The organism is Flavonifractor hominis, from assembly GCF_040095835.1.
Classification (GTDB): Bacteria; Bacillota; Clostridia; order Oscillospirales; family Oscillospiraceae; genus Flavonifractor; species Flavonifractor hominis.
Map to the genome: position 1 here is coordinate 244,069 of NZ_JBBMFT010000003.1, position 13,008 is coordinate 257,076.

General features: G+C 63.8%; 10 protein-coding genes. 4 read left to right on the plus strand and 6 right to left on the minus strand.

All coding sequences use genetic code 11. From position 1 onward, the window contains the following. Positions 1–85 precede the first annotated feature (85 nt). The 4 genes from WMO45_RS07075 to guaA are packed head-to-tail and all read left to right on the plus strand — an operon-like array spanning position 86 to position 4,252. Entirely contained in the window at positions 86–256 is a 171-nt protein-coding gene (locus WMO45_RS07075; RefSeq protein ID WP_349139871.1) for a hypothetical protein, read from the plus strand. Next, positions 253–1,680: a cytosine permease gene (locus WMO45_RS07080; RefSeq protein WP_349139873.1), complete on the plus strand. Its 1,428-nt coding sequence runs from the start codon at positions 253–255 to the stop codon at positions 1,678–1,680. Before WMO45_RS07075 ends, WMO45_RS07080 begins: the two co-directional genes overlap by 4 nt. Next, positions 1,677–2,939 (plus strand): lysophospholipid acyltransferase family protein, encoded by a 1,263-nt coding sequence (locus tag WMO45_RS07085; RefSeq protein WP_349139874.1) that lies wholly within the window; start codon positions 1,677–1,679, stop codon positions 2,937–2,939. The genes WMO45_RS07080 and WMO45_RS07085 overlap by 4 nt, the downstream gene beginning before the upstream one ends. Before the next feature lie 23 nt (positions 2,940–2,962). Next, positions 2,963–4,252 carry a glutamine-hydrolyzing GMP synthase gene (gene guaA, locus WMO45_RS07090; RefSeq protein ID WP_349139875.1) on the plus strand — a complete coding sequence of 430 codons (1,290 nt, stop codon included), beginning with the start codon at positions 2,963–2,965 and terminating at the stop codon, positions 4,250–4,252. A 605-nt stretch (positions 4,253–4,857) separates the two neighbouring features. Here guaA and WMO45_RS07095 read toward each other — a convergent pair. The 6 genes from WMO45_RS07095 to WMO45_RS07120 form a co-directional block, all read right to left on the minus strand. Beyond that, positions 4,858–6,951, minus strand: a complete 2,094-nt coding sequence (locus tag WMO45_RS07095; RefSeq protein WP_349139876.1) for a hypothetical protein — start codon at positions 6,949–6,951, stop codon at positions 4,858–4,860. 1 nt (position 6,952) lies between these two features. Beyond that, entirely contained in the window at positions 6,953–7,861 is a 909-nt protein-coding gene (locus WMO45_RS07100; protein WP_349139877.1) for a M56 family metallopeptidase, read from the minus strand. Then, the gene (locus WMO45_RS07105) at positions 7,861–8,232 is read right to left on the minus strand and encodes a BlaI/MecI/CopY family transcriptional regulator (protein WP_349139878.1); all 372 of its coding nucleotides are present in this window, start codon (positions 8,230–8,232) and stop codon (positions 7,861–7,863) included. The genes WMO45_RS07100 and WMO45_RS07105 overlap by 1 nt, the downstream gene beginning before the upstream one ends. A 133-nt stretch (positions 8,233–8,365) precedes the next feature. Further along, positions 8,366–9,703 (minus strand): ABC transporter permease, encoded by a 1,338-nt coding sequence (locus WMO45_RS07110; RefSeq protein WP_349139879.1) that lies wholly within the window; start codon positions 9,701–9,703, stop codon positions 8,366–8,368. After that, complete coding sequence (locus WMO45_RS07115; protein ID WP_349139880.1) at positions 9,700–12,162, minus strand: COG1361 S-layer family protein; 2,463 nt, start codon at positions 12,160–12,162, stop codon at positions 9,700–9,702. Before WMO45_RS07115 ends, WMO45_RS07110 begins: the two co-directional genes overlap by 4 nt. Beyond that, complete coding sequence (locus tag WMO45_RS07120; RefSeq protein ID WP_349139881.1) at positions 12,152–12,886, minus strand: ABC transporter ATP-binding protein; 735 nt, start codon at positions 12,884–12,886, stop codon at positions 12,152–12,154. Before WMO45_RS07120 ends, WMO45_RS07115 begins: the two co-directional genes overlap by 11 nt. Positions 12,887–13,008 lie beyond the last annotated feature (122 nt).

The window sequence follows — 13,008 nt, forward strand, 5'->3', positions numbered from 1 at the left end:
TTTTTTCTTTTCCCGGCAGACGGGAGATGGAAACTATGCTATAATCAAAGTAATCTGTTAACGGGTTCCAAAGGAGCGTGGAACGATGGGACAACAGGATCGGCTCCGCCAACTGGAAGAGGAGATCGAGCGGCGCATCGAGGTGCTGGAGGCTGACGGTCAGACGGGAAAGCGATTCTCCAAGCGGGATTATGTCCTGGTGACGCTTGTGGTACTGCTGTGTCTGGCGGCAGTTATCTGGGGGGCGTGGCTGTGAAACGGGGAAGCGCGGTGGAGGAGCGTGTGGCCCGGGAGGCGCTTTTTGGGACGGCTCCCGTTTTGCCGGGGGAGCGGCTGTACGGCTTTGTGGACGCGGTGCTGATCCTGTCCGGCTACTGCATCGCTACCTGGAGCTACACGCAGGGGGCCTATCTCACCACGCTGGTGGGCTTTCGGCAGCTGCTGATCGGGGCGTTCCTGGGGGCGCTGCTCATGCTGTGCATCTACCAGCTGCCGGTGATCCTGTCGGTGCGCTACGGCATCGACATCTGGGTCTGGCTGCGGGCGGTGTTCGGTACCCGGGGCGTGCTGGTGCTGATGCTGGCCGTCATTCTGGTCAACTACCCCTGGTATGCCGTGTGCGCCGACCTGTTTGCCTCCTCCATGACCAACCTGGCGGCCCTTTTTGGCTGGCAGGCTCCCCGGGGCATACATACCCTGCTGGCGCTGGGCTGTGTGCTGCTGGGCAGCGCACTGGCCTGGCGGGGACTGGGGGCTATTACCTGGACCACACGCATTCTGGTCCCGCTGCTGCTGGCGGTGGGGGCCGTGGTGGTGGCGGTGGGGTTCCGGGCCGTACCGGCCGAGGTGATCTGGAACTATATGCCGCCGGACCAGGGGCGGGGAGTTATCCCCTATATTCTCTCCATTGAGGCCAATTTTGCCTTTGTCATTACCCTGGTGGGCGGCATGGCCGAGGTGCCGCGGCTGACAGGTACAGAGCGGGCCGGCTACTGGGCCGGCGTGCTGGGACAGGGGGCGGCAGGCTCGTTCTTTGTGGTGGTGGGGGCGGTGATGGCCATCGCCATGCAGGCGGTCACCGGTACCCCGGCGGAGGATCCCACCCTGATGCTGGCCACCCTGGCCGCACCCGCGCTGGCCCTGTGCAGCCTGCTGCTGGTGGCCTTTGCCAATATAGGCACACAGGCGGTGGGAGCCTATATCTATGGCGTGATGCTGAAATCCGCCTTCCCGACGGCCCGGTACCGCACCATTGTGGCGGTGCTGGCGGCCTATGTGTGCGCGCTGTGCCTGTGGGGCGGCGTGGTGGAGTATTTCGGCAGCTTTCTCACCATCGGGGCGGGGATCTATGCGCCGCTGGCCGCCCTGCTGTTTGCCGACTTTTTCGTGGTCCGGAGGCAGAAGCTGGATTTGCGCTCGGCCTACGGGCTGCCCGGGCACACGGCCTACCGGTACTCCGGCGGCTTCAACTGGGTAGGACTGGGGTGCGCCGGGTTTGGAGTGGCCCTGTCCCTGGCGGTTTACGACCCGGTCAACGGCGTGGTGCATCTGCCCATGCTGTTCCATCTCACGCCCACGGGGTGTGCCTTTCTGGGTACCGGGGCGCTGTATATCCTGCTCAGCCGGGTGGGGCCCGTGCGGCGCTACCTGCTGCGGGACCAAGAGGAGGGGAGAACGTGAAGCGGCCCATTGATACGACCCCTTTTGACCGGGAGCGGATCCCGCCGCCGCAAAACCCGCTGATCATGCCCGCGCTGTGGGCGTTTTGCTGGCTGCAGACCCGGCCGGGGCGGCTCAGGATCCGGAAGGTGAATATGCAGGGGATACGCCCGCCCTTTCTGGTACTGGCCACCCACCACGCCTTTATGGATTTTTACGTCACCCCCCTGGCTCTGTTCCCCCACCGGGCCAATTATGTCTCCGAGCTGGAAGGGTTTGAGTATTACGGCGAGTGGGCCTACCGCCAGGTGGGCTGCCTGGGGACACGGAAGTTCGTCAATGATCTGGCCCTGGTGCGCAACATCCGCCGGGTCATGGAGCGGGGCGGCATTCTGGTGCTCTATCCCGAGGCGCGCTACGCCAACGTGGGGGTGAGCGCGCCGCTGCCGCCCTCCACCGGCAAGCTGGCCAAATATCTGAAGGTCCCGGTGGTCACGCTGAACATGAAAGGCAACTACCTTCAGTCCCCCATCTGGAACCTGAAGCGCCGGAAGGGCGTGCGTCTGGAGGCCACCCTGACGGGCCTCTACACGCCGCAGCAGCTGGAACAGGCCACGGCGGAGCAGGTGCAGGAGGGGATCCGAAAGGAGCTGGAGTACGACGAATACGCCTGGCAGGAGCAGACCGGTCAGCGCATCGCGGCGCCCTGGCGGGCCGAGGGGCTGGAGATGCCCCTCTACCAGTGTCCGGTGTGCGGAACGGAATTCCACATGCACAGCCAGGGCGCAGAGCTGTTCTGCGGCAATTGCTCCAGCCGCTGGCGGATGACGGAGCTGGGACAGCTGGAGGGACCCCGCTTTTCCCGCATCCCGGATTGGTACGCCTGGGAGCAGGAGCAGGTGGGCAAGGCTCTGGCGGCGGGATGCTACGGGCTGGACCTGGCGGTACATGTGGAATCGCTGCCCAACGCGGTGAACTTCATCGACCTGGGGACCGGACGCCTCCGGCACGGGCCGGAGGGGTTTGAACTGACGGTGACCGATTATGGCCAGACCGAGCCACGCACCCTGCGTTTCCCGGCCCGGGCCACCTTTTCGCTCCACACGGAATATGACTACCGGGGGAAGGGGCAGTGTATCACCCTCTCTACCCCGGATAACACCTACTTTATTTATCCGCTGGAGCCGGGCTTCAATGCCACCAAGCTCCAGTTTGCCACGGAACAGCTGTGGCAGAACTGTCAGAGTGAACGCCGCCGCAGGGCGGAGGCACTGAAATAGACCGAGTAGATGGAGGTATTTTGATGAAGCAGGATATGATCGTGATCCTGGATCTGGGCAGTGAGCAAAATGCGCAGATCGCCAGAGAGGTGCGCGCCCTGGGCGTGTACAGTGAGATCCATCCCCACGACATCACAGCGCAGGCGCTGAGCGCGCTGCCCAATGTGAAGGGGATCATCCTCAACGGAGGACCCAATCGAGTGGTGGACGGCGTGGAGATCGATGCCTCCCGCGCCGTCTATGACAGCGGACTGCCGCTGATGGCGGTGGATCACAAGGGAGAGCCGGACTGGCCGGCGGACGACGATGCGCGCCGCGCCATGCTCTCCGGGTTTGTGTTCGACCTGTGCAAGGCGCAGCCCAACTGGAACATGGAGAATTTTATCGCTGATCAGGTGGAGTTGATCCGCCGACAGATCGGGGAGAAGAAGGTGCTGCTGGCCCTGTCCGGCGGCGTGGACTCCTCCGTGGTGGCGGCCCTGCTCATTCGGGCGGTGGGAAAGCAGCTGACGTGTGTGCATGTCAACCACGGCCTGCTCCGTCAGGGCGAGCCGGAGCAGGTGGTGCAGGTCTTCCGTCACCAGATGGACGCCAATCTCATCTATGTGGATGCGGTGGATCGGTTCCTGGACAAGCTGGCCGGCGTGGCCGACCCCGAGCGCAAGCGCAAGATCATCGGCGCAGAGTTTATCCGAGTGTTTGAAGAGGAGGCCCGCAAGCTGGAGGGTATCGACTTCCTGGCTCAGGGCACCATCTATCCCGATATCATCGAATCTGGAACCAAGACGGCAAAGGCCGTCAAGGCCCACCATAATGTGGGCGGCCTGCCGGAGGACCTGAAGTTTGAGTTGGTGGAGCCGCTGAAAATGCTCTTTAAGGATGAGGTGCGTGCATGCGGCAAAGCCCTGGGCCTGCCGGACGCTATGGTCTACCGGCAGCCGTTCCCCGGCCCCGGACTGGGCGTACGGTGCCTGGGGGCGATCACCCGGGACCGGCTGGAGGCGGTCCGGGCTTCCGACGCCATTTTGCGGGAGGAATTCCACAACGCCGGACTGGAGGGCAAGGTGTGGCAGTATTTTACCGTCGTGCCGGATTTCAAGTCCGTAGGTGTGCGGGACAATAAGCGTACCTTTGACTGGCCGGTGATCCTCCGGGCGGTCAACACCGTGGACGCCATGACCGCTACCGTGGAGGACGTGCCCTTTGCCCTGCTGCAGAAGATCACCGCACGCATCACCGCCGAGGTGCCCGGGGTCAATCGGGTTCTCTATGATTTGACGCCGAAGCCTACCGGCACCATTGAATGGGAATAATTGGAATAAATTTTGGCGATACCACAAGCCAACAGCCCTCAAAATCTGATTTGGATGGAAGGTGAGTCGAGTGGGAGGTTTATACAATGCCCTTGTACAGACGTTTGGTCCTGCGCTGCAGGCGGCGTGTTTCCTGTTTCTCCTGCTTCTAGCCATATGGTGTATTGGGTTTGCCGCATTCTGGAGTGAGAGACGACTCATACGGATTCCCTATCCCGTTTTGTGGACGCTTCCGTTCCCAATCCTCGCAGCCGGTCTGCTGTATGGCGGTTTGCGTTTCTCGGGCTGGCTGCTCTATCCCACAGATGGGTGGGACCCAGGGGGGAGTTGGAACTACACGCATCAAAATGGCGGTGCATGCGTCCTTTTCGTCTGCGGGTGCCTGCTGGCTGGTGCGATTGTGGCCGTGTACAAAGAAAAAAGCTCCAGGAAGAAGGAACACGGCGTTTCACTGGGCTGAAAAGCTGCGCGACCGGAAAGGACGGTCCGTGGAGAAAGCGACAGCGCTTGTGACCCGTACATAAAAGAAAATTGCAGCGCTGCGGGATTCCGATGGATGGAATCCCGCAGCGCTTTTGTATCTGGACCGTATCGCTGCCTTGCCGTCAGGTGCTGTGATGCTCCAGACTCATACGGCTGACCGTATCCCCGTCAAAATAGAACAGGATGGCGGCGCCATAGCCGTCGGCGCGGCGGCAGTACCAGAGGTAATCCCCTGTCTCATCCCAGTAGGGAGTGTCGTAGAGCGCGTCCCCGTAGGCCTCCTCCACCTCGGCCCGGGTGGAGCCGATGCCGATGCCCCGTGTGGTGACGATGTCGGCGCGGGTGGTGGTGATGGAGTCGATGGAGTAGAAATCCACGTCGTCCAGAGAGTGAAAGTCGGTCTTACTCACGCTGCACACGGCGGTAAGGTCGTTCCACTCCAGGCGGTACCAGGCATACCCGTCGCTGGTGGGGGCACGGTCCTCCAGGAGAAGGATACTGTGGGGCGGATCGCCCATAAACTGGATGCCGCTGTTTCCAGGCCCGGCGGGGATGGGGTGTCCCAGGCGCCAGAAGGCCACATCGCCGTCCATCAGCTGATAGCTCTGCTCCAGGATGGCGCTGGTGGTGTGTTCCGTGGGGGAGCCCTCCCCCAGGACCGCGGAGAAGGTCTCATCCATTTGCAGGCGCAGCACCACCTGGGTGGGCTCCAGAGCGGTCCATGCGCCGTTTTCATAGCGGCTTTTTTCCACGATGTACGCCACGCCCTGGGATTCATAGAGAAAATAGAGCCCGGTGAATTCCGTCCGGTCGATCCGCGTTGCCCCATCCTGCACCGACAGGGGCGGAGTGTCGGCAAAGAACACCGGCGCCCCCTGGTTATGTGCGCCCTGCTGGTCGTAGTAGAAGGTTAGAAGGGACATGAGGGCGGACTGAGGCATGGGGGTATCTTGCAGCATGGCGGCGGTATCGGGCTGTTCGGTGATGGCGCCCGCATCCAGCAGGACGTTTCGTACCTTCCAATTGTAGGGCCCCACAGCGGCCAGACGGGTGGGCTCCACCGCGCAGAAATCCCCGGAAGCGAAGACGCCCAGATAGGAATAGTCCGTCCCCCGCCGGAGAAAGACCAGATCCACGGCAGAGGTGGTGTCCAGCTGTGTGTAGATGAGCTGATAGCTCTCCACGGCGTCACAGCCGGCCCAGCCCTCGGCCCAGGACAGTCCGCTCAGGTCGGTAAAGGCGGTGTGGAGCAGCAGGCGGTCCGGCGGACCGTCGCAGCCCTGCTGGGCCAGATAGGTCTGAGCCTGCTGCTGCACCGGCTCCGGGATGTCCGTCAGGGCAAAACCGCCCTCCGGCTCGCTACCGGAGGGGCCCCACTCGTACCAGAGGGGGGTGTCCAGGGCGGTCAGCTCCTCCGCGGGGACCAGAAGTGCGTCCGGGTCCACCGGACCGGCGTGGCAGTTGTAATGGCGATAGGTCCTGTCGCGGTACACCAGCAGGTGCAGCCAGCCGTCGTACCAGTCTTCTGCCGGGTCGGCGTCGTCCACCAGACAGGTGAGATAGAAGTCCGCACCGCCGTCTGCCCGCAGGCGGAAGCCGGTCACCGAGGCGTCCCGGGCGGCCAGGCCGGATTCCTTATCCAGGGAGGAGGCCAGGTAGACCTCCGCGCCTCTGCACAGCTCGGTTTCGGAGACTCCGGCCAGAGTCAGTGCCTCATCCAGCTCCACCAGCCGGTCCTCCTGCCGGTCGTAGGTTAGGGTGTATACGTCGCCGTCGTTTCCGGAGCTGGAGCCGTCCAGATAAAAGACCAGGCTGTCATAGCGCTCTGTGACGGTGGGATAGAGTATGCAGTGGTTTCCACCTACCTGGTTGTAGGGGGCGGCCAGGATGGACTGATACTGGCTGTTCAAGAGAGCCAGGGACTCGTTGGCGGCCCGGGCCCCGGCGGGGAGGTCGCCGCTGGAGAGGGTGAAGGCGGGGATCTCCACATAGTTGTCCATGGCATCGTAATACTGGGTGGCCATGGTGAGGCTCACCGCGGGGGGCGTGCTTCGGCAGGAGACCAGCGTGCCACACATCCCGATGAGGCCAGCCGCGGCCAGCAGCAGCACCAGGGCAGGGCGGCGGTGGACGGTGAACAGGGCCCGGATGCGCCGCTCGGTCTCCTTGGCCGAGCCGGACATGCGGGTGGAGAAGGGGGTTTTGGGCGGTGTCATATCAAGGCTCCTTTCCGGCCGCGGCGGCCTGCAGAATGGCCCGGCCATAGGCGGCCCGCTCGCTTTGGGAGAGCCACTTCAGGGCTCCCTCGTCGCAGGCCAGTTCCGTATCCTGCTCCACCGACCGGGTCATGAGCCAGACGGCGGGGTTGAACCAGTGCAGAGCGCGCACCCACACCATCAGGGTCTTGAGCCAGATGTCCCGGCGGCGGTAATGGGTCAGCTCATGGAGCAGGGAATAGCACCGGGCTTCGCCAGGCGGGAAATCCTCCGGCAGCAGGAGGACGGGGCGGAGGATGCCGGCCAGCATGGGGACCGCCAGCCCCGCGCAGGTGCGCAGCCGGGGGCGGCGGCCCAGGCCCAGGCGGTCTGCCAGCCAGTGGAACTCCCGAAGGAGAAGCGGGTCCTCCGCCGGAGCGCTCCACCGGCGCAGATAGCGGCAAAAGCGCAGGTGCGCCCCTCCGTTCCAGACCAGCACCCCGGCGGCCCCCACCAGCCAGAGCCCGGTCAGCAGCTGCTCCAGCGTGAGGGAAACGGCGGGGGCCTCGGCCGTCTCCGCTGCGGCCGCAGGGCGCTGCGAAGGTACGGCCGGCTGGCCGGACGAAGGCGAGACGCCCTGGGTGGCAGGGGGCGGCGTGGGGACGGGGAGCGTAGCCTGGGCCGGGGCAGAGGGGCCGGAGCGGTACAGCACCACATGCTCCGGCGCGGAGAGGACGATGGGGGAGACCGTGGGGGCGCTCTGGGGCAGCAGGGAGAAGGGGAGAGCCAGCCGCAGCCCCAGCAGCACCCAGGCCCAGCACCGCCACTGGGCGGCGTAGCGTCCGCCGGTGAGGCGGGCGAGAAGGAGCAGCAGCAAAATCACCCCGCCGCCTCCCAGACTGACCCCGGCCAGTTGCAGCAGCAGGTCCATCAGTTCCGGCCTCCGTTCAGCTCGTCCAGCAGGGCCTGGAGGTCGTCCAGCTCCTCCTGCTTCAGGCCGTTCCGGGCCAGAGCGGCCACAAAGTTCCGGGGGGAGCTGCCGTAGAGCCTGGACAGCACCGCCTGGCTGTCGAAAGCCAGGTACTCTTCCCGGCTCACCAGGGGCGTGTAGCGGTTGCTCTTCCCCTCCCGGCGGACCGAGACGAACCCCTTTTCCTCCAGACGCTTGAGGTAGGTATTCACCGTGTTGGGGGCCCAGCCGAAGGGGACCAGGGCCTCCTCCAGCTGGGCGCGGGCGGTATCCGGGCCCAGGGTCCACAGGGCTTTGAGTACTTCCAGTTCGGTATCGGGCAGCCGTTTCATCGTATCACCTATTTCAAATGTAGTAGATATTGATATACTACATTTGAAGTAGAAAAATGTCCAGTTACAATTTGGAAACAGAGCGCGGGGAACAGAAAGCGGGACTGCCTCCGCTGGAGGCAGTCCCGGTGAGTCATTCGTTTTTGATGGCCTCCAGGGCGGGGATCTGGACCGCCTTGTTGGCCGGATAATACCCCGAGCCAAGGCCGATGAAGATGGAGAACACGATGGCAAACAGCAGCAGCCACGGGGGGATGATGGAGACCCGGCTGACATCCTCGCCGCCCAAAATGGCAGCGGGAAGGTTGTCCGGAGACAGACCGAGCGAGACCAGATTGATGATGACTGAGGCGATGAAACTGATCACACAGCCGATGACGCCGCCGATGAGACCGATGGCGCCCGCCTCGGAGAGAAACATGATCCGGATGTCCCGGACATAGCAGCCCAGGGACTTCATGATGCCGATCTCCCGGGTGCGCTCGGAGATGGACATGATCATGGTGTTGGTGATGCCCAGGGCTGCCACGAAAAGGGAGATGGCCCCCAGACCGCCCAGCATCATCTGCTTCTGGCGGGCCTCTTTTTCCAGAGGCTTGCGGATGCTCTCCATGGATTCGGTGGAATAGCCCATGGCTTTGATCTGGCTTTCCACGTCGGCCACGTTGCGGATATCAGCCACCTTGACCAGAATGGAGTCATAGGGGACGGACTTTTTCTGCTTTCCCTGGATCTTGTCCAGCAGCTTGCGCAGGTCGCCCAGATCCATGATGATCCCCTCGGAGGTCTCCATTCCCTTGGAATAGTCCTCCTTGGTGACGCAGACCGGCGTGATGGGGATCGAGATCTTTCCGCTCTGGGTCTCGATCTCCATGGTGAGGCGCTGCTTCAGCAGGTCCAGATAGGGGGGCGGCACGTCGGTCAGGTTGCCGTTTTCATCCCAGGTGCCGCTCCAGCGGTCCACCATGTTGCGCCCCTCCGGGCGCAGGGTGTCTTTGAAGCTGTAGGCCAGATACTGCCCGACGATGACCTCGCCGCTGTGCTTGATGTTGGACCCCTCGATCAGGCGGTATCCGATCTGCTCGATCTGGCTGGCATCCAGTCCCACCACCGAGGTCCAGTCGGCCACGTAGCGGTTGCCCGTCCCGGTGACCAGGCGGATGTTGTCCACGTCCAGCCTTTGCTTGGGGGTGACGGCCACCACGCCGGTAAGGCCCCGCAGGCGCCTGAGCAGCGGCTCGTCCAGCTTTACCTTTCCGCGGCCGTTCTGAGGGGCGTTGACCGTGATGATGGTCAGGTCCCCCATCTCCGCCAGTACCTTTTCCTGGGATTCCTTCATCCCGATGCCCAGGGAGATCATGATGACGATGGAGCAGCAGCCGATGAGGACCCCCAATACCGTCAGAAACGTGCGGGATTTCCGGCGCATCAGGTTTTGCAGGCAGATGCGCAGCAGGTCGTTGTGTCTCAAGCGTTACCGCCTCCTTCGGGCTTGTCGTCCTCCCAGTCGTCCCAGGCGCCGGTGTCGCTCTCCGCGCGGCGGGCCCGCCATCTGCGCATCAGAAGGAATCCGCCCACGGCCAGCACCAGCGCGCCCGCGCCGCCGGCCAGCAGGAGCCAGGGCGGGGAGGCCGCGTCGCTCTGGGCGTCCATATCGTCAAAGTCCACCGGGGGAGGCGGCTCCACGGCGTGGAGCGTGACGGGAAATTCCCGGGTCTGCACCTGCTGGTCGGCGTCTTCATAGCTGATCTTCAGGACAAGCTCAATGTCGCCTTCGCTCACAGGGGAGAGGGCAAAGCCAATGTTGCCGTTGGTACCGGCGGTGATGTTGCCCAGGTACTGGGTGCGGGCCGGGGTGTCCACCCCGTCGCCCACCACGGTGGCCTCCAGATTCGCCAGATCGTCCTTGCCCTTGTTGACGTAGGGGAGGAGCAGCTCGGCCTCTTCTCCCACATTGACCGACTCGGGCACGGTGGGAGCGGTGATCTGGAAGCGGTCCGGCTGATAGATGGGCACGGAGATCTTGATGTCGGATGTGGCCTGAGTGCGCTTTTCTCCGTCCATGTACTCATACTTAAAGGAGACGCTGATGCTCTGGGCGCCGCTTTTGGCCGCCGGGACGGAGCGCATGGGCACTTCTTGGGTCTGGGCGCCCCCGGCAGGCAGGGCTTTGTAGTAAAACGTGTTGGTGCTGCCGTCCATGGTGAAGTTCTCGCCGCCGTCCACCGTGACCACGATGTTCTCGATGCCGATGGTGCCGGTGTTTTCAAAGGCAAAGCTCAGCGGGAACTTGCTGCCCGCCGCCACCGAGCTCTCCCCGTAGGTGTATTTGCGGATGACGATGTTGGGAGAGGGGGTGTCCCCCTTGGCGGTGAGGTTGGCGGAGATGTTCACCTTGTCGGAGGAAGTGGCCTGGGTCATGGTCTCGCCGTTGTCGTAGCTGTACTTGAGCTCGGTGCTGAGGGACTGGGTGGCCGAGGAGAGGTCCTTGGCGGCCTTGATCTGAAGGGCTACCGAGGCGGTGTCGCCCGGGGCGATGTCCCCCAGCAGGAAGGTGGAGGTGGGGTTGAGCAGGACCAGAGAGTCAGACGGGGAGACCGTGACGGAGGGGGCGACCAGCTTGGTGCTCCCGGCGTTTTGGAAGAAGAGGGTGACGTCCATGGACTCCCCCGGGGAGATGGGGCGGTTCAACTCCGAGCGGGTGAGCAGCACCACCGGCTGGGGGACGGCCTGCTTGGCCACAGCGGGGATGAGCAGCCGGTCGGAGGCGGTGGCCTGGGTCAGCACGCCGCCGTTGTCATAGCTGTACTTGAGCTCGGTGCTGAGGGACTGGGTGTTGGAGGAGACGGCGCCCACGGCCTTGATCCGGACGGTGACCGCGGCGTCCCTGCCGGGGTCGATATCCCCCAGCAGGAAAGTGGCCGTGTCGTTGAGCAGCATCAGCGAGTCGGACGGGGTGACCGAGACCACGGGGTTGACCAGCTTGGTGGTGCTGGTGTTCTGAAAGCGGATGGTGACCTCGGCGCTCTCCCCCGAGGCGATGGGCTGGGCCAGCGGGGTGCGGGTGACCAGCACCACCGGCTGGGGAACGCTCTCACGGGCCAGGGCGGGGACGGGGATCTTTTCGGTGGCGCTGCCCTGGGTCTGGGCGATGTTGTTGAAGTAGTTGAACTTCAGCTCCACCCCCAGAGACTGGGCGGGAGAGGAGATGACACTGGCGGCCTTGACCTTCACCTTGACGGTGCCGGTCTTTTGCCCGCCGATGTCGTCCAGGGAGAAGGAGGAGGCGCCCCCGACGATGGACAGCCCGTCTGTGGGAGTAAAGGTGGCGATGGGGGACTTGAGCCTCAGATTGCTCAGGTTCTGGAAGGTGACGGTGAGGGTGGCCTCCTGGCCGGCCTCCAGCGGCTTGTTCAGCTCGCTGTAGCGGATCAGGACCATGGGGGCGGGGGCGGCCTCGGCGGGAGAATCCGGGAGGATCTGGGGCTTTTCATACACCACGGCCTCGGTGATGGTCACCTCCAGGGTCTGGTAGGAGTCGGGCGCGCCCGCCGTGCCTACCTGGAGCTTCAGGCTCTGCCCCACGCCCTTGTATTGCAGGCCGGAGAGCTTGACGGCATAGGTCAGGGGACGGCCGTCCTCCGAGGTCTTCTGCACGCTGGCGGTGCCGCCGGTGAAGCTGTCCTCCAGCTTGGTGACGTCCAGAGTGCTAAGGTCCCCCGAGCTGCTGCCGGTATCCTTGAGGGAGACGGTGATGTCCACGGTGGAGCCGCGGCTGATGCTGGAGACCGAAGAGCCGGAGCTGTTGGTGACGGTATAGCCGGTGACGAACAGGGTGCCCTCCGCAGCGACGGCGGCGGGCAGCAGGGCGGCCAGCATGGCCAGCAGCACCAGCAGGACAAGGCCTTGTTTGGGTCGGTTACGCTTCATGGTGCGTTCTCTCCTTTTTGTTGATTTCGTTGCGGACGATCTCCCCGTCGATGAGGGTGACGATCCGGTCGGCGTAGGCGGCCATCTCCGGATCGTGGGTGACCAGGATAATGGTCTGGTGATAGTCCCGGGCAAAGGAACAGATCATGGACATGATCTCCACCGTGGTTTTGGAGTCCAGGTTGCCCGTGGGCTCGTCGGCAAAGACCACGTCGGGCCGGGCGATGAAGGCCCGGGCGATACCGGCCCGCTGCTGCTGGCCGCCGGACATCTGCCGGGGAAAGTGGTCCAGGCGGTGGCCCAGCCCCACCCGGGTCAGGAGCTTGCGGGCGGCCGCCTCCCGCTGGGCCTTGGGGATGCCGCGGAAGAGCAGCGGCATGGCCACGTTTTCCGTGGCGGTGAGGTTGGGCAGCAGGTTATAGGACTGGAACACGAAGCCCAGGTGTTTCTGCCGGAAGGACGCCAGCTGATTTTCATTCAGGCGGGAGATGGGAACGCCGCCAATGCGCACCTCGCCCCGGGTGGGCTTCTCCATCCCGGCCAGCTGGTTGAGCAGGGTGCTTTTTCCGGAACCGGAGGTGCCGAAGATGCAGCAGATCTCTCCCCGCATGACCGTCAGATTGATGCGCTTGAGGGCCACCACTGTCTCGTCGCCGATGGGATACTCCTTGCGGATGTCCTTGACTTCAATGATGGGGCGGCTGCGCAGGTCAGGTCCGTTCATGGGTGTTGCCCCCTTTCTGAAACAGAGCATACAGGAACAGACTTCATTTCCCGTGTGGCTTTCATTAAGATTCCTAAAGAAAACAGAACGAGGCCCGGAGCGTTCAAACGCTCCGGGCCTCG

Bases quoted from the DNA above. Each gene is read 5' to 3' on its own strand.
- WMO45_RS07075 (WP_349139871.1), top strand. From the start codon at position 86: ATGGGACAACAGGATCGGCTCCGCCAACTGGAAGAGGAGATCGAGCGG.
- guaA (WP_349139875.1), top strand. From the start codon at position 2,963: ATGAAGCAGGATATGATCGTGATCCTGGATCTGGGCAGTGAGCAAAAT.
- WMO45_RS07095 (WP_349139876.1), bottom strand. From the start codon at position 6,951: ATGACACCGCCCAAAACCCCCTTCTCCACCCGCATGTCCGGCTCGGCC.
- WMO45_RS07100 (WP_349139877.1), bottom strand. From the start codon at position 7,861: ATGGACCTGCTGCTGCAACTGGCCGGGGTCAGTCTGGGAGGCGGCGGG.
- WMO45_RS07105 (WP_349139878.1), bottom strand. From the start codon at position 8,232: ATGAAACGGCTGCCCGATACCGAACTGGAAGTACTCAAAGCCCTGTGG.
- WMO45_RS07115 (WP_349139880.1), bottom strand. From the start codon at position 12,162: ATGAAGCGTAACCGACCCAAACAAGGCCTTGTCCTGCTGGTGCTGCTG.
- WMO45_RS07120 (WP_349139881.1), bottom strand. From the start codon at position 12,886: ATGAACGGACCTGACCTGCGCAGCCGCCCCATCATTGAAGTCAAGGAC.